The organism is Faecalibacterium sp. IP-1-18 (assembly GCF_023347355.1).
In the GTDB taxonomy this organism is placed as follows: Bacteria; Bacillota; Clostridia; order Oscillospirales; family Ruminococcaceae; genus Faecalibacterium; species Faecalibacterium prausnitzii.
In genome coordinates this window covers 2,175,282-2,190,615 of record NZ_CP094472.1, presented here as the reverse complement: position 1 = coordinate 2,190,615, position 15,334 = coordinate 2,175,282, and the positions used below count along the sequence as shown (strand labels likewise).

Genomic DNA, 15,334 nt, shown 5'->3' with positions numbered 1-15,334 from the left:
AGGGGGCGCCTTTGGGCAATGCCGCAAACTTTACCGCATTCCGGAAAGCCGTCCCCTTGGGGAAGGTGGATGCGAGTGAAACGAGCAGACGGAAGGGGTGCATTTTTATGCACCACAACATCAGGAGGACAACAGGATGATGGACGCTACCAAGTACGCACCGGGGTACTATCCGGTACCCGCCGGTTATGACAGCTGGGTAAAAAAAGACCATATTGAAAAGGCTCCCGCATGGTGCAGCGTGGATCTGCGGGACGGCAATCAGGCGCTGATCGTGCCCATGAGCCTTGCAGAAAAGCTGGAGTTCTTCCAGATGCTGGTGAAGATCGGCTTCAAGGAAATCGAGGTGGGCTTCCCCGCCGCCAGTGAGACCGAGTACGAGTTCCTGCGCACCCTGATCGAAAAGAATATGATTCCCGCCGATGTCACCGTGCAGGTGCTGACCCAGTGCCGCGACCACATCATCCGCCGCACCTTCGAGGCCGTCAAGGGCGCACCCCGGGCGGTGATCCATTTCTACAACTCCACCTCCGTGGCACAGCGGGAGCAGGTGTTCCACAAGTCCAAAGAGGAGATCAAGCAGATCGCCGTGGACGGTGCAAAGCTGGTCAAGCAGCTCAGCGAGGAGTACGAGGGCAACTTCCTGTTTGAGTACAGCCCCGAAAGCTTTACCGGCACCGAGGTGGATTACGCCGTAGAGGTGTGCAACGCCGTGCTGGATATCATGCAGCCCACCCCGGAGCGCCCCATGATTATCAACCTGCCGGTGACCGTGGAGATGAGCATGCCCCATGTGTACGCCAACCAGATCGAGTACTGCGACAAGCACCTGAAGTACCGCGACAGCGTGATCATCTCCACCCATCCCCACAACGACCGCGGCACTGGCGTAGCCTGCGCAGAGTTGGCAGTGCTGGCGGGCGCACAGCGCGTGGAGTGCTGCCTGTTTGGCAACGGCGAGCGCACCGGCAATGTGGACGCCGTAACGCTGGCCATGAATATGTACAGCCACGGCGTAGACCCCAAGCTGGACTTCTCGGATATGCCCGCCATCTGCGCCACCTACGAGCGGGTGACCCGGATGCACATCTACGAGCGCACCCCCTACGCCGGGCAGCTGGTGTTTGCCGCCTTCTCCGGTAGCCATCAGGACGCCATTGCCAAGGGCATGGCGTACCGCAAGCAGACCGGCGAACACCGCTGGACCTGTCCCTACATCCCGGTGGACCCCCACGACATCGGCCGCACCTACGATGCCGACGTTATCCGCATCAACAGCCAAAGCGGCAAGGGCGGCATCGGTTTTGTACTGGAACAGAACTACGGCTACAATCTGTCCCCCAAGATGCGGGAGGCGCTGGGCTACAAGGTCAAGAGCGTGTCCGACCACAGCCACAAGGAGCTGAGCGCTGCCGAGGTGCTGCACATCTTCGAGGATACCTACCTCAACCGTGCAAAGCCGCTGAATGTGGTGGAAGCCCACTTTGCGCAGGTAAACGGCATTACCGCCACAGTCACGCTGGAGCTGAACGGCCAGCGCAAGGTGGTCACCTCGGTGGGCAACGGCCGTCTGGATGCCGTAGCCAACGCCATCCAGAGCGCCACCGGCATGGACTTCCATCTGGAAAACTACTCTGAGCACAGTCTGGACGAGGGCTCCACCTCCCGCGCAGCCTCCTATGTGGGGCTTGTCTGGGGAGACAACACGGTCACATGGGGTGCCGGTACCGACACCGACATTATCGTGGCCGGTATCCGCGCCCTTGTCAGCGCAATCAACAATCGATAAAAAGGAGAAAACTACCATGGGAATGACCCTGACGCAGAAGATCCTTGCCGCACACGCCGGACTGCCGGAGGTCAAGGCAGGCCAGCTGATCAACGCAAAGTTGGACATTGTGCTGGGCAACGATATCACCACCCCGGTGGCCATCAACGAGTTTGAACGCGCCGGTTTTAACCGCGTGTTTGATAAAGAGCATATCGCTATCGTGCTGGATCACTTTGTACCCAATAAGGATATCAAGAGCGCTACCCAGTCCAAGCAGTGCCGAGAGTTCGCCAATAAGTACGATATCCTCAACTTCTACGATGTCGGTCAGATGGGCATTGAGCACGCGCTGCTGCCGGAAAAAGGCATCGTCACTGCCGGTGACTGCGTGATCGGCGCGGACAGCCACACCTGCACCTATGGTGCGCTGGGTGCCTTCTCCACCGGTGTAGGCTCTACCGATATGGCCGCTGGCATGGCTACCGGCATGGCATGGTTCAAGGTGCCCTCTGCCATCAAGTTCGTGCTTACCGGCAAGTTTAACCCCCGGGTGTCCGGCAAGGACCTGATTTTGCATATCATCGGCATGATCGGTGTGGACGGCGCACTGTATAAGTCTATGGAGTTCACCGGCCCGGGCGTGGCAGGCCTTACCATGGACGACCGCCTGTGCATCTGCAATATGGCGATTGAGGCCGGTGCCAAGAACGGCATCTTCCCGGTGGACGAGGTGACCAAGGCTTATCTTGCAGGCCGCAGCCAGCGCCCGCCGGTGTTCTACGAAGCTGACCCCGATGCCGTGTATGAAAAGACCATCGAGATCGACCTCAGCGCACTGGAGCCCACCGTCAGCTACCCCCACCTGCCCGAGAATACCCATGTTGCCAGCGAGGGCAAGGACATCAAGATCGATCAGGTGGTCATCGGCAGCTGCACCAACGGCCGTCTGGAGGACATGGAAGCCGCCTACAACATCCTCAAGGGCAAGCACATCGCCAAGGGCGTGCGCGGCATCATCATCCCCGCCACCATGGCTGTTTATAAGGAGTGCATCCTGCGGGGCTGGACTACCGCCTTTATCGATGCGGGCTGCATCGTATCCACCCCCACCTGCGGCCCCTGTCTGGGCGGCTACATGGGCATTCTGGCAGCGGGCGAGCGCTGCGTTTCCACCACCAACCGCAACTTTGTGGGACGCATGGGTCATGTGGACAGTGAGGTCTATCTAGCTTCTCCCGCCACCGCCGCCGCCAGCGCCCTGACCGGCTACATCACCGACCCGCGCACGGTCTGACCCGAAAGGAGCATGAGCATGAACGCAAGAGGTTCTGTTTTCAAATACCCGGATAACGTGGATACCGATGTCATCATCCCGGCACGCCACCTGAACACGCAGGACGCCAAGGAGCTTGCCAGCCACTGCATGGAGGATATCGACAAGGACTTTGTGAACCGGGTGCAGCCCGGCGATATCATGGTGGGCGGCTGGAACTTTGGCTGCGGCTCCTCCCGCGAGCACGCACCCCTGTGCATCAAGACTGCCGGCATTGCGGTGGTTATTGCCAAAAGCTTTGCCCGTATCTTCTACCGCAACAGCATCAACATCGGCCTGCCCATCATGGAATGCCCGGAGGCTGTGGACGCCATTGAAGCAGGGGACACCGTTCAGGTAGATTTTGACACCGGCGTCATCACCGACGAGACCAACGGCAAGGTGTTCCACGCCGAGCCCTTCCCGCCCTTTATCCAGAACATCATCTCTGCCGGTGGCCTGATGAAGGCAATCCAGAAATAAGCCCCCTCAGCCTCACTTCGTTCGGCAGCTCCCCCAAGGGGGCGCCTTACAGCAATGCCGCAAACTTTCCCACTACCGCGAAAAGCCGTCCCCTTGGGGAAGGTGGCACGGCGTAAGCCGTGACGGAAGGGGTGGTTTGCAGGCGCTGCTAATTATTGTAAAAGGAGTACCTCATGGAAAAAAATATTGCTGTCATCTGGGGCGATTGCTCCAGCCCGGAGATCGTAAAGCAGACCCTCCGGGTGCTGGATAAGGTGGCTGAAAAGTACGGCCATACCTTCCACTACACCGCTGCCGCCATGGGCGGCGAGGCCATTGATAAATACGGCGACCCGCTGCCCCAGCACGAGCTGGACAAGTGTCTTGCCGCCGACAGCGTGCTGCTGGGCGCGGTAGGCGGCCCCAAATGGGAGGGCCTGCCCGGGGAGCAGCGGCCAGAAAAGGGCCTGCTGCGGCTGCGCGCCGGCATGGGGCTGTACGCCAACAACCGCCCCGCCAAGATCTGGCCGCAGCTGGCGCCTGCCAGCCCCTTAAAGCCCGAGATCGTGGCACAGGGCATTGACTTTATCATTGTGCGGGAGCTGATCGGTGGCGTGTACTTCGGCCAGCACCAGACCCACACGCTGGAAAACGGCGAAAAGCAGGCCGTGGACACCATGCCCTACGCAGAGCACGAGATCGAGCGCATTGGCCGCATCGGCTTCGAGACTGCCCGCAAGCGCCGCAAAAAGCTGTGCTGTGTGGACAAGGCCAACGTGCTGGACACCAGCCGCCTGTGGCGCACTGTGATGCACCGGCTGCAGGCCGAGTACCCGGACGTGGAGTACAGCGAGATGTTCGTGGACAACTGCGCTATGCAGATCGTGAAGAACCCTGCGCAGTTTGACGTGATCGTCACCGAGAATATGTTCGGCGACATCCTGTCGGACGAGGCTTCTATGATCACCGGTTCCATCGGTATGATCCCGTCCTCCAGCCTTGGCGACGGCACCCGGGGTCTGTACGAGCCCATCCACGGCTCTGCCCCGGACATTGCAGGCAAGGACATCGTAAACCCCACTGCCTGCATCCTGTCCGCCGCCATGATGCTGCGGTACTCCTTTGGCATGGCAGAGGAAGCCGATGCCATTGAGAACGCTGTGAGCCGTGTGCTGGACAAGGGTCTGCGCACAGCCGACAACATGAGCGATGGCTGCACCTGCCTTGGCTGCACCGCCATGGGCGATGCCATTCTGGCAGAGCTTTAAGCCGCAGCGCATCATTATTCAACGAAACAAGCCCGGAAGGTCTACCGACCTTCCGGGCTTGAATTTTTTATATTATTACAGCATCTTGGAGAGGAAGGCTTTCAGGCGGGGGTGCTTGGGGTTGGTGAACAGCTCCTGCGGCGGCTCATCCTCCTGAATCTTGCCATCGTCGATGAAGATGACCCGGTTGGACACCTCACGGGCAAAGCCCATTTCGTGGGTGACCACCAGCATGGTGATGCCGGTGTGTGCCAGCTCCTTCATCAGCTCCAGCACCTCGCCCACCATCTCGGGGTCAAGGGCGCTGGTGGGCTCGTCGAACAGGATCACGTCCGGGTCCATAGCCAGCGCGCGGGCGATGGCAATGCGCTGCTGCTGACCACCGGACAGGCTCTTGGGGTAGGCGTTGGCCTTGTCGGCCAGACCTACGCGGGCCAGCAGCTCGTCTGCGCGGGCAGAGATGGCCTCTTTGTCCTTCAGCTTCAGCAGGGTAGGTGCCAGCTCAAGGTTCTTTTTCACGGTCAGGTGGGGGAACAGGTTGAAGTGCTGGAACACCATGCCCATCTTCTGGCGCACGGGGTCGATGTGCGCTTCGTCCACCTCCACGCCTTCAAACTTGATAGAGCCGGAGGAGGGGGTCTCCAGCCGGTTCAGGCAGCGCAGAAAGGTGGACTTGCCGCAGCCGGAAGGGCCGATCAGGCAAACCACGTCGCCGCGGTAGATATCAAGGTCGATGCCCTTCAGCACATCCAGTGTGGGGTCGGCCTTTTTTGCGCCGCGCTTCTTTACGCCGCCGTAGGTCTTGGTCAGGCCGCGTACTTCCAAAATCTTATCGGTCACTTTGTGCCAGCCTCCTCTCAAACTTGCTCAGCAGCCATGTAAACAGCATAACAAGGATCAGGTAGATCAGTGCAACGCCCAGCAGGGGGAACATGGCTTCGTAGGTACGGTTCATAATGCCCTGTGCAGCATACAGCAGCTCCTTGCCGCCGATGGTGGTGATCAGGGAGGTATCCTTGAGCAGGACGATAAACTCGTTGCCCAGTGCAGGCAGCACCGCACGGATGGCCTGCGGGATGATGATGACCACCATGGTGGTCATGTAGTTCAGGCCAAGGCTGCGCCCGGCTTCCATCTGGCCGGGGTCCACAGCCATCAGGCCGCCGCGGATGATCTCGGACACATACGCGCCGGAGTTGATGCCCAAGGTCAGTGCACCCACCATGGTAAAGTTGCGGCTGTTGGAAAAAATGACCATGCTCATGATCAGCAGTTGCACCATCATAGGCGTGCCGCGGATGATGGTGGTGTACACCTGACACACCGCGTTAAAAAAGCCCAGCACCGCGTTTTTGTGGCCGGGGCGCTGCTGGTCGTGGGTCACGCGCACCAGCGCCACCACGCTGCCCAGCACCACGCCCAGCGCCAGCGCCAGTGCGGTGACCAGCAGGGTGGTGCCCACACCGTTGATGTACTGCATCCAGCGGTCCTTCAGTAGAAAGGCCTGATAAAACTTAAAAAAGAAATCCTGTCCAAAGCTTAGCTTTGTGCCGCTGTTGAGCAGCTCTTTGAGCAGTTCGTATTGCGCAGCCATTCACATCCTCGCTTTCTGTTTGTCAATAAATTGTAACCACTTTTTTCTAAAAAAAGAGGTGCCCCGGAGCGGGGCGCCTCCTTGGGTACGGGAATGGTACAGGGCACGCGGTTTAGTTGGCGTTGATGTACTTGTCCACGATGGCCTGCAGGGTGCCGTCAGCCTTCAGCTCCTCCAGAGCCTTGTTGACAGCGTCCTCCAGAGCAGAACCCTTTGCCATGCCGATGGCGTAATCTTCCTCGGCGTAGCTGGTATCCAGCACCTTCAGGCCGGGGTTGGCAGCCACGAACTCCTGTGCGGGAGCGTTGTCGATGACCACAGCGTCCACCTGACCATTGTTCAGGGCCTGCACAGCGGTCAGACCGTCGTCGTAAGCAACCACATTCTCATCACCGAAATCATCGGAGCAGTAAATGTAGCCGGTGGTGCCGCGCTGGGTGCCGATCTTCTTACCGGCCAGATCGTCGGGAGAAGCAATCTCGGAATCGTTGGGCACGATGATGGACTGGATGCCGGTGGCGTAGCTGTCGGAGAAGTCCATCACAGCCTTGCGCTCGTCGGTCACGGTAACGCCTGCCATCACGATGTCGGCCTTGCCCTGCTGCACGCTGAGCAGTGCGGCGTCAAAGTCCATATCATCGATCTGCAGCTCCAGACCCAGCTTCTCAGCAATGGCCTTGGCGGTGTCCACGTCGATGCCCTCAAACTCGCCGGCATCGGTGGTCATCTCGTACGGAGGGAAGGCGGCGTTGGTAGCCATGGTCAGCTTGCCGGCCTCTACGGTGGTCAGGTCAGCGGCAGCGGCAGAAGAAACAGCCTCGGAGGAAGCGGCAGAGCTTGCCACAGAAGAAGCAGCAGAGCTTGCGGAACCACCGCAGGCGGTCAGAGCCAGAGCAGCAACGGAAACAGCAGCGGCAGCCATGAAGCTGCGGCGAGAGATCTTTTTCATATTCAAACACTCCTCAATCTATGCAATATAGTTCGCTTTGCCCCGATGGGATGCGATTCATCGCGCTTTCGGGGAACGCACTTAGTATAGTTTGTACAAAACGAAAAGTCAATACTTGTGCATAATAATCCGTGAAATTGAAACGATTTTGCAAACATTTATGCAATAACGGAGAAAATATGTGAATATATGCAGTATAAACCGGCTTTTACAGGCTTCTTGCAAGCTCCTCCGCGCTGCGCTTAGGCACGCAGTAGTCGCGGTTTTCGTCCAGATAGTACTTTACACCGGTCTGCTCGGTCATGGGGACGATGCTGGCTTTGTGGGTGGGGTAGCCAAAAGCCACCATAAAGGCCAGCTTCTGCGGCTCCTCAATGCCCAGCAGCGCGGTCAGGGCGGGCTTATTGATCGCGCCCATGATGCAGCTGCCCACGCCCTTGTCCCATGCGGCAAGGGTCATGTTGGCAAGTGCAATGCCGGTGTCGGTGGCAAGGTCGCCGGGAATGGCGGTATCCTGCACCACAGCTGCATAAAAGGTGGGCAGCTCGTCCGCCTTGGGCGTGCCCTGCTCCGGCGGCAGATAGCCAGCCCATTTGACCAGCGGCTGTACCTTGGCCACCATCTCCGGGCTTTGCACCAGCACCAGACGCACCTCCTGCCGGTTTGCCCCGCAGGAGGACAGCCGCACGGCCTGTACGATATCATCCACCACATCCTGCGGCACGGCCTTTTGTGCAAACCGGCGGTAGGTGCGGCGGGTAGTCAGAAGTTCCATAACAGACATTATAAATCGCTCCTTTATCCGGTAAAATACAAAACGGAAAAAAACTATATAAAGTATAACAGATGCACCGGCGCACAGCAATGGCTGCGGCGTGGTTTTTTGCGGATACGGCGGCTGTATTGTAAAGGATAGTGACACTTATTCTTGTATCCTTGTATTTTTTTGGTGAATGTTTCCATGAAATACTTGACAATGGGGGGTAGGTAAAGGTATTATATAGGTGTAAACGCGTTACATGCAGTGTAAGGCGTGCTTGAAAGAAAGATTGTGAGGTTGATTATTATGTCTAATATCTCTCGTCGTCAGTTCCTGAAGGGCGCAGGTGTCGCTACTCTGGCTGTTGCTGCTGCTGGCGTGCTGGCTGGCTGCTCCAAGGAGGATGTTCCTGTGATTCCTGAAGTGACCACTCGTCCTGTGATGGTCATCTTTATGGCAGACAAAGGCAATGGCGAGACCGTGGTTGTGGGTGAGACTGCCAAGATTGATGTTCTGAAGACCGAGGACTCTGTGAAGGTTGCTGACATCGATAAGAAGCTGTTGCCCGAAGGTTACCATCTGGAGAACGAAAAGGCAGTCGTCGAGATTCGCAAGGATGCCTCTAAGGGCGAGCACATCATCGTCTTTGTGACTGATGTGACCTACACGCCTGCTACCAAGGAAGTTGATATTAAGGTGGCTATCACCAATCCGAAGGCTGGCGAAGCTGTCATGACTACTGTGAAGGCTAACGTTAAGAAGGATGCAACCACTATTTCCGCAGCTGAGATCACTCTGCCGGATGGCTTTACTTGGGCAGAGGGTACCGAGATGGATCGTCAGTACGATATCGCTACCTACGTTTTCCCCATTAAGCACATCGCTTGATTGTGCGCGTAGTAACTTAATAGGTTAATAAGCACTAAATGGGCATCTGCATTTGCAGATGCCCATTTTTAACGAAATGACGTATATAAGGGTTGAACCCTTGTTCTGCCACTTCTTCGGCAACGGGCAACCGCTTCCGTCAAAGCCTGCGGCTTTGCAAACCCTCTCAGGCTCACTGCGTTCGCAAGGCGAGATGACTGAGAGGGTCTTACTTTCTCTTCGGCAGCGGCACGCACAGCACCAGACTGATGCCGATGGCAAGCGCCACGGCGATTTTAAAGGTGCTGATGCCCTTGGCAAGGGCAAGGGTGTTTTCGTTCTGGATGAAATAGTAGGCGGTGTAGTAGATGCCTGCGCCCGGCACAAGCGGGAAAATGCCGGTCAGCAAAAACACCGTGACCGGCGTTTTTTGAGTAATGGCAAACACGCGGGTAAGGATGGTAAGCGGAATGACCGCCAGCAGGGAGGCCGTGGCGGCGTCTGCGCCCAGCAGGGTCAGCAACTCGTACCACAGCCAGCCCACAGCGCCTACCAGCGCGCAGTAGGGCAGACAGCGCCTGGGGCATGCAAACAGAATGGCAAAACTCAGCGTGCCTGCCGCGGCCAGAAAAAACTGCGCGGTCAGCTCGCCGATCTGTGCAGCTGTAAGGGACATCATACCACGACCACCCCCGTAAGTACCGTGTACAGCCGCAGCACAAGGCCGGTGCCTATGGCAATGCTGGCGGCAATGAGCAAAGCATCGATCATGCGGATGGTGCCGGAAAGGTAATCGCCCTGCACAAAGTCCCGGATGCCCATGGTAAAGGCGATGCCCGGGGTCAGGATCATCAGCGTGCCGATGATAGCGTGGCTGGCAGAGGTGTGCAGCAGATTGCACAGCAGAATGCACACCAGCGTGATCAGCGCGGCGGTGCTGATCTTCTGGAAGCCGCCGGGCACCTCATGCCGCCCGCACCACAGCAGATACCAGCTGGCCACCAGCCCCGCCCCGGCAGCTGCCAGTGCACTGCGCAGGTTGCCGCCGAACATCATGGCAAAGCAGAACGCCCCGCACAGCCCGGAAAGCAGCTGCACATGATCTTTGGGGAAGGGCAGCTGCCGCGCCAGCACCAGACGGCTCTCGGCTTCGTCCAAGGTCATCCCTGTCTGGGCGATCTGGCGGGAAAGCTCGTTCACCGCCGCCACCCGCCCCAGATGGGTGGTGCGCACCGGTACGTTGCGCACCTCGCTGATCTCGGCAGTGCCGGCACTGGCAAAAATGCCGTTGGTCAGCACATAAACGTGGAACTCCCGCAGATGGAAGCTGCGCGCCATGATCTCCATGGTCTGCTCCACCCGGAACACCTCCGCACCATTTTCCAGCAGGGTCTGCCCTGCGGCCATGATAAAATCCATGATGCGGCGGCGCAGCTCTTCATCGGGAAAATGGTCTCTGCTGTTCATTGCCTGCGCTCCTTGCAAAAGATGATACCCTATTTTATCATGTGCACCAGCCGCATACAAGGGCGTATAATAAAAAGCTCTGGAAACACCAGAGCTTTCTTGCGAAAAGGGTCGGAATATGTTATAATTGTCCTGTCGCTGAAAAGCGATCGAAAGGTACTGCACATACGGCAGGCGGTTGGCTCTCACTTCCGGAAGGAGGTGAGAACATGCCTATTACTTTGACATTCCACTTGTTTGGATTTACGTTTACGATCAAGGTAAGAAAGTAAAAACCGCCACCCCCCACAGGTGACGGTTTTTCTTTGGATAAAAGTTAAACTAAAAACCTAAAGGGCCAACCGCTTGTCGCAGTGCCTTTTGTAGTTATAGTATAACCCTTTTTGTGCGCATTGTCAAGCAAAACGGGCGCGGCAAAAGGCCGGAAGCCATATCCCTACCCAAAAACTTCGTTGAAGGTGTTGACAAATGCCGCCGATGGGTTTATTATAGTGTCAATATCACAAAAATGGCTGTGAAGAGAAGAGTAGGCCTTCGCATTGATCCTTACCAGAGAGCCCGGGCGGTGGAAAAGGGCAGGAAGCAGGAAGCTGAAAATGGTCTCGGAGCCGTGCGGACGAGGCGCAGGAGTGCTAAGCCCGCAACGGGATGCGCCCGTTACAGCGTCCGGCTGTAAGCAGTACACGCTGCCGCAGCATCGAGGCTGTATCCGTAAGGGTACAGTGAACCAAGGTGGTACCACGGAAGGATGTTCATGCCTCCGTCCTTGCAGAGTCTAAGGCTCGTAAGGACGGGGGCATTTTTTCATTCATCCGTTCAAGGCTGCGCGCGGAAAGGTGCCGTGCGGGCCGCAGTACATAATAGAGAACAATAGAGAGGGAACAAAACTATGATTACTCGTCGCGATTTTCTGAAAGTTACCGGTGTGGCAGCCGCAGCCGCTGCCCTGACTGCCTGCGGTGGTTCTTCTTCCACTGCTTCTTCCGCCGCTGCATCCGGCAGCGTGGCATCTTCTGCCGCTGCTAAGCTGGATAAGATCAAGGTGGCTGTGCCCAACGATACCACCAACGAGGCCCGTGCCCTGACCCTGCTGGAGAAGAACGGCTTCTTCAAGCTGAAGGCAGATGCCGGCCTGACCGCCACCAAGAATGACATCGAGGAGAACCCCCTGAACGTCACCGTGGACGAGGTGGAGGCCGCTCAGGTGCCCAACGTCCTGCAGGACGAGGACTACGCCGTCATCAACTCCAACTACGCCATCTCTGCCGGTCTGAACCCCATGACCGATGCACTGGCCATGGAGGACGGCTCTTCTGCTTACGTCAACATTCTGGTGTGCAAGGACGGCAATCAGGAGGAGCCTAAGATCAAGGCTCTGGCTGCTGCCCTGCAGAGCCAGAAGGTGAAGGACTTCATGGACGAGACCTACAAGGGCTCCGTGGTGTCCGTTGTGGAGAACCCCACCGACGGCTATGATTCCACTGTGGATTATGACGCTCTGAACGGCCAGACCGTCAGCTGCGCCGCTACTCCCGCTCCCCACTGCGAGGTGCTGGAGGTGTGCAAGGAGATCCTTGCCGCCAAGGGCATCACGCTGGACATCCAGGAGTACGACGACTATGTGATCCCCAACCAGATCGTCGAGGACGGTCAGGTAGACACCAACTACTTCCAGCATCAGCCGTATCTGGACAACTTCAACGCCGAAAAGGGTACCCATCTGGTATCTGTTGCCGGTATTCACGTAGAGCCCATGGGCGTCTACGGCGGCAAGCAGGACAGTCTGGCACCCATCGAGGGATAATCTACCATCGAGGGATAAGCTAAAGGAGCAATTTCTGTGATCGAACTCAAGTATCTTTCCAAGACCTTCCAGATGAAGGATGGCGCGGTGAAAGCGCTGCAGAACATCAACCTCACCATTCCCGATGGCTCCATCTACGGCATCATCGGTATGTCCGGTGCGGGCAAATCCACGCTGGTGCGCTGCATCAACCTGTTGGAACGCCCCACCGGCGGCAGCGTGGTGATCGACGGCGTGGCTATGGAGACCCTGTCTCCCGCCTCGCTGCGCAAGCGCCGTCGGGAGATCACCATGATCTTCCAGCAGTTCAACCTGCTTATGCAGCGCACCTGCCTGAAGAACGTCTGCTTCCCTATGGAGCTGGCAGGCGTAAAGAAGGCGGAGGCCGAAAAGCGCGCCATGGAACTGCTGGAGATGGTGGGTCTGCCGGATAAGGCCAACGCCTACCCGGCACAGCTGTCCGGCGGTCAGAAGCAGCGCATCGCCATTGCCCGCGCACTGGCCACCAACCCCAAGGTGCTGCTGTGCGACGAGGCTACCAGTGCGCTGGACCCCAACACCACCCACTCCATCCTGACCCTGATCAAGGATATCAACCGTAAGCTGGGCATCACCGTGGTGGTCATTACCCATCAGATGAGCGTGGTGGAGGAGATCTGCGACAGCGTGGCCATTCTGGACGGCGGTATGGTCGTGGAACAGGGCTCGGTACAGGAGATTTTTGCTAACCCCAAAACGGCGGCTGCCAAGCGTCTGGTGGCTCCCAACGGCGGCAGCGCAGCGCGGGATCTTTCCTGCTTTGCGCCGGATGACCATGTGGTGCGCGTTACCTTTAATGGTTCCTCCACTGCAAAGCCGCTGGTGGCAAGCCTTGCCGCCGAAAAGGGCATTCTGGTGTCGGTGCTCAGCGCCGATACCCGCGATCTGAGCGGCCAGTGCTACGGTTCCATGCTGCTCAAGCTGCCCGCAGAACTTGCGGTCGCACAGCAGGCTGTGGAGTATATGCGCAGCCAGTCCGGCGTAACGGTAGAGGAGGTGACCGGTATATGAATATCGCAGCTTACGGCTTTGCCATCTGGGAGACCTTTTATGTAACGGTGCTCTCCACCGCCTTTGCGCTGGTGTTGGGCCTGCCGCTGGGCGTGCTGCTGGTAGCCGGTGACAAGGATGGCATTCTGCCCCTGCCCGGCTGGCTGATGCATCTGATCAACATCGTCATCAACATCCTGCGCAGTGTGCCCTTCCTCATTCTGATGATTTGCGTGTTCCCGCTTACCCGCGCCATCGTGGGCACTACGGTGGGCACCAAGGCCACCATTGTTCCGCTGGTGGTCGCCGCCTTCCCCTTCGTGGCACGTCTGGTGGAGACCAGCCTGCGGGAGCTGGATGAGGGTGTGGTGGAAGCTGCCCAGAGCATGGGCGCTACCCCGTTTCAGATCATCACCAAGGTCATGATCCCGGAGTGCCTGCCCGGGTTGATCTCCAGCATGACCACCGCACTGACCACCATTCTGGGCTACTCCGCCATGTCCGGCGTCATCGGCGGCGGCGGTCTGGGCAAGATCGCCCTGTCCTACGGCTACTACCGCTACCAGACCGATATCATGATCGTCTGCGTGGTGCTGCTGGTGCTGATGGTGCAGGCGTTCCAGTCTGTGGGCACCCTGTGGGCCACCAAGAGCGATAAGCGCCTGCGGAAATAAGAAACTTTGAATTTTCGATTCCCCGCCGGAGGCAGCCCCTCCTGCGGGGAATCGTCCTTCCCGACCAAAAAACCAGCAAAGGAGTATGTTGTATGAACCGTGATACCATCTGCGTGCAGGGCGGCTACACCCCCGGCAATGGCGAGCCCCGTCAGATCCCCATCATTCAGTCCACCACCTTCAAGTACGCCACCAGCGAGGACATGGGCAAGCTGTTTGATCTGGAGGCAGACGGCTATTTCTATTCCCGCCTGCAGAACCCCACCTGCGACATGGTAGCCAAAAAGATCTGCGAGCTGGAAGGCGGCACCGCCGCTATGCTTACCTCCAGCGGACAGGCCGCAAACTTCTTTGCCCTGTTCAATATCTGCGAGGCAGGGGACCACATCGTGGCCTCCAGCACCATCTACGGCGGCACCTTCAACCTCATCTCGGTCACCATGGCTAAAATGGGTATCACCGCCACCTTCGTAGACCCCCTGTGCACCGAGGAGGAGCTGAATGCCGCCTTTCGACCCAATACCAAGGTGGTGTTCGGCGAGACCATCGCAAACCCCGCCCTGACCGTGCTGGACATTGAAAAGTTTGCCAAGGCCGCCCACGCCCACGGCGTGCCGCTGATGGTGGACAACACCTTCCCCACGCCGGTCAACTGCCGCCCCTTTGAGTGGGGCGCGGACATCGTGACCCACTCCACCACCAAGTACATGGACGGCCACGGCGCAGTGCTGGGCGGTGCTATCGTGGACGGCGGCAAGTTCGACTGGATGGCGCACGCCGAGAAGTTCCCGGGTCTGTGCACCCCGGACGACAGCTACCACGGCATCACCTATGCCGAGCGCTTCGGCAAGGAGGGGGCTTTCATCACCAAGGCCACCGCGCAGCTGATGCGGGACTTCGGCTCCATGCAGTCCCCCATGAACGCCTATATGCTGAACCTTGGTCTGGAAAGCCTGCACGTCCGGATGCAGCGCCACTGCGCCAACGGTATGGCGGTGGCACAGTTCTTGGAAAACCACCCCAAGGTGGCCTATGTGAACTACTGTGGGCTGGAAAGCAGCCCCTACCACGCACTGGCGCAGAAGTACCTGCCAAACGGCAGCTGCGGCGTGGTAAGCTTTGGTCTGGCCGGCGGACGTCAGGCCGCCAGCACCTTTATGAAGGAGCTGAAGCTTGCCGCTATTGAGACCCATGTGGCGGATGCCCGCACCTGCTGCCTGAACCCTGCCTCCAGCACCCACCGCCAGATGAACGACGAGCAGCTGGCTGCCGCCGGTGTGCCCGCTGAGCTGGTGCGCATGAGCTGCGGTCTGGAATCTGCCGAGGACCTTATCGCCGATATCGCGCAGGCACTGGATAAGGTATGAAAGGAGCAAC

15 protein-coding genes are annotated in these 15,334 nt (G+C 58.3%); 9 read left to right on the top strand and 6 right to left on the bottom strand.

From position 1 onward, the window contains the following. Positions 1-136 precede the first annotated feature (136 nt). From MTP43_RS10435 to leuB, 4 genes are all read left to right on the top strand, one after another. Positions 137-1,789 (top strand): 2-isopropylmalate synthase, encoded by a 1,653-nt coding sequence (locus tag MTP43_RS10435; RefSeq protein WP_015536897.1) that lies wholly within the window; start codon positions 137-139, stop codon positions 1,787-1,789. Between the two features lie 16 nt (positions 1,790-1,805). After that, on the top strand, positions 1,806-3,065 hold the full coding sequence (leuC, locus tag MTP43_RS10430) for a 3-isopropylmalate dehydratase large subunit (RefSeq protein WP_015536898.1): 1,260 nt from the start codon (positions 1,806-1,808) through the stop codon (positions 3,063-3,065). Positions 3,066-3,083: 18 nt separating this feature from the next. Continuing rightward, the gene (gene leuD, locus MTP43_RS10425) at positions 3,084-3,566 is read left to right on the top strand and encodes a 3-isopropylmalate dehydratase small subunit (protein WP_015536899.1); all 483 of its coding nucleotides are present in this window, start codon (positions 3,084-3,086) and stop codon (positions 3,564-3,566) included. Between the two features lie 173 nt (positions 3,567-3,739). Next, complete coding sequence (gene leuB, locus MTP43_RS10420; RefSeq protein WP_005920319.1) at positions 3,740-4,813, top strand: 3-isopropylmalate dehydrogenase; 1,074 nt, start codon at positions 3,740-3,742, stop codon at positions 4,811-4,813. Positions 4,814-4,888: 75 nt separating this feature from the next. Here leuB and MTP43_RS10415 read toward each other — a convergent pair whose 3' ends face one another. The 4 genes from MTP43_RS10415 to MTP43_RS10400 all read right to left on the bottom strand — a co-directional run bounded on the left by MTP43_RS10415 (position 4,889) and on the right by MTP43_RS10400 (position 8,140). Further along, positions 4,889-5,653, bottom strand: a complete 765-nt coding sequence (locus tag MTP43_RS10415) for an amino acid ABC transporter ATP-binding protein (protein WP_005920317.1) — start codon at positions 5,651-5,653, stop codon at positions 4,889-4,891. Beyond that, the gene (locus MTP43_RS10410) at positions 5,643-6,407 is read right to left on the bottom strand and encodes an amino acid ABC transporter permease (protein ID WP_005920313.1); all 765 of its coding nucleotides are present in this window, start codon (positions 6,405-6,407) and stop codon (positions 5,643-5,645) included. Before MTP43_RS10410 ends, MTP43_RS10415 begins: the two co-directional genes overlap by 11 nt. A 112-nt stretch (positions 6,408-6,519) precedes the next feature. Continuing rightward, the gene (locus MTP43_RS10405; RefSeq protein ID WP_044959516.1) at positions 6,520-7,356 is read right to left on the bottom strand and encodes an ABC transporter substrate-binding protein; all 837 of its coding nucleotides are present in this window, start codon (positions 7,354-7,356) and stop codon (positions 6,520-6,522) included. Positions 7,357-7,564: 208 nt separating this feature from the next. After that, the gene (locus MTP43_RS10400; RefSeq protein WP_249234806.1) at positions 7,565-8,140 is read right to left on the bottom strand and encodes a nitroreductase family protein; all 576 of its coding nucleotides are present in this window, start codon (positions 8,138-8,140) and stop codon (positions 7,565-7,567) included. A 282-nt stretch (positions 8,141-8,422) separates the two neighbouring features. Between MTP43_RS10400 and MTP43_RS10395 the strand changes: the two genes are divergently transcribed. Next, entirely contained in the window at positions 8,423-9,004 is a 582-nt protein-coding gene (locus tag MTP43_RS10395; RefSeq protein WP_154252213.1) for a twin-arginine translocation signal domain-containing protein, read from the top strand. 208 nt (positions 9,005-9,212) lie between these two features. Here the strand turns inward: MTP43_RS10395 and MTP43_RS10390 are convergent, their stop codons facing one another. Together MTP43_RS10390 and MTP43_RS10385 are read right to left on the bottom strand one after the other, a co-directional pair. After that, positions 9,213-9,659 (bottom strand): threonine/serine exporter family protein, encoded by a 447-nt coding sequence (locus MTP43_RS10390; protein ID WP_044959654.1) that lies wholly within the window; start codon positions 9,657-9,659, stop codon positions 9,213-9,215. Further along, positions 9,659-10,450 carry a threonine/serine ThrE exporter family protein gene (locus tag MTP43_RS10385; protein ID WP_005920301.1) on the bottom strand — a complete coding sequence of 264 codons (792 nt, stop codon included), beginning with the start codon at positions 10,448-10,450 and terminating at the stop codon, positions 9,659-9,661. The genes MTP43_RS10390 and MTP43_RS10385 overlap by 1 nt, the downstream gene beginning before the upstream one ends. 889 nt (positions 10,451-11,339) lie before the next feature. Between MTP43_RS10385 and MTP43_RS10380 the strand changes: the two genes are divergently transcribed. The 4 genes from MTP43_RS10380 (at position 11,340) to MTP43_RS10365 (ending at position 15,324) form a co-directional block, all read left to right on the top strand. Beyond that, positions 11,340-12,254: a MetQ/NlpA family ABC transporter substrate-binding protein gene (locus MTP43_RS10380; RefSeq protein WP_005920298.1), complete on the top strand. Its 915-nt coding sequence runs from the start codon at positions 11,340-11,342 to the stop codon at positions 12,252-12,254. A 36-nt stretch (positions 12,255-12,290) separates the two neighbouring features. Beyond that, entirely contained in the window at positions 12,291-13,304 is a 1,014-nt protein-coding gene (locus MTP43_RS10375; protein WP_005920296.1) for a methionine ABC transporter ATP-binding protein, read from the top strand. Further along, a complete protein-coding gene (locus MTP43_RS10370; RefSeq protein WP_005920294.1) occupies positions 13,301-13,957 on the top strand; it encodes a methionine ABC transporter permease in 657 nt (218 codons plus the stop codon). The genes MTP43_RS10375 and MTP43_RS10370 overlap by 4 nt, the downstream gene beginning before the upstream one ends. A 92-nt stretch (positions 13,958-14,049) precedes the next feature. Further along, positions 14,050-15,324 (top strand): O-acetylhomoserine aminocarboxypropyltransferase/cysteine synthase family protein, encoded by a 1,275-nt coding sequence (locus tag MTP43_RS10365; RefSeq protein ID WP_097782493.1) that lies wholly within the window; start codon positions 14,050-14,052, stop codon positions 15,322-15,324. Positions 15,325-15,334: the final 10 nt, after the last annotated feature.

What these genes read in the sequence shown, in the direction of transcription:
- MTP43_RS10370 (WP_005920294.1), top strand. Translation starts at nt 13,301, where the DNA reads ATGAATATCGCAGCTTACGGCTTTGCCATCTGGGAGACCTTTTATGTA.
- MTP43_RS10365 (WP_097782493.1), top strand. Translation starts at nt 14,050, where the DNA reads ATGAACCGTGATACCATCTGCGTGCAGGGCGGCTACACCCCCGGCAAT.
- leuC (WP_015536898.1), top strand. Translation starts at nt 1,806, where the DNA reads ATGGGAATGACCCTGACGCAGAAGATCCTTGCCGCACACGCCGGACTG.
- MTP43_RS10390 (WP_044959654.1), bottom strand. Translation starts at nt 9,659, where the DNA reads ATGTCCCTTACAGCTGCACAGATCGGCGAGCTGACCGCGCAGTTTTTT.
- MTP43_RS10405 (WP_044959516.1), bottom strand. Translation starts at nt 7,356, where the DNA reads ATGAAAAAGATCTCTCGCCGCAGCTTCATGGCTGCCGCTGCTGTTTCC.
- MTP43_RS10435 (WP_015536897.1), top strand. Translation starts at nt 137, where the DNA reads ATGATGGACGCTACCAAGTACGCACCGGGGTACTATCCGGTACCCGCC.
- leuB (WP_005920319.1), top strand. Translation starts at nt 3,740, where the DNA reads ATGGAAAAAAATATTGCTGTCATCTGGGGCGATTGCTCCAGCCCGGAG.
- MTP43_RS10410 (WP_005920313.1), bottom strand. Translation starts at nt 6,407, where the DNA reads ATGGCTGCGCAATACGAACTGCTCAAAGAGCTGCTCAACAGCGGCACA.
- MTP43_RS10385 (WP_005920301.1), bottom strand. Translation starts at nt 10,450, where the DNA reads ATGAACAGCAGAGACCATTTTCCCGATGAAGAGCTGCGCCGCCGCATC.
- leuD (WP_015536899.1), top strand. Translation starts at nt 3,084, where the DNA reads ATGAACGCAAGAGGTTCTGTTTTCAAATACCCGGATAACGTGGATACC.
- MTP43_RS10400 (WP_249234806.1), bottom strand. Translation starts at nt 8,140, where the DNA reads ATGTCTGTTATGGAACTTCTGACTACCCGCCGCACCTACCGCCGGTTT.
- MTP43_RS10380 (WP_005920298.1), top strand. Translation starts at nt 11,340, where the DNA reads ATGATTACTCGTCGCGATTTTCTGAAAGTTACCGGTGTGGCAGCCGCA.
- MTP43_RS10395 (WP_154252213.1), top strand. Translation starts at nt 8,423, where the DNA reads ATGTCTAATATCTCTCGTCGTCAGTTCCTGAAGGGCGCAGGTGTCGCT.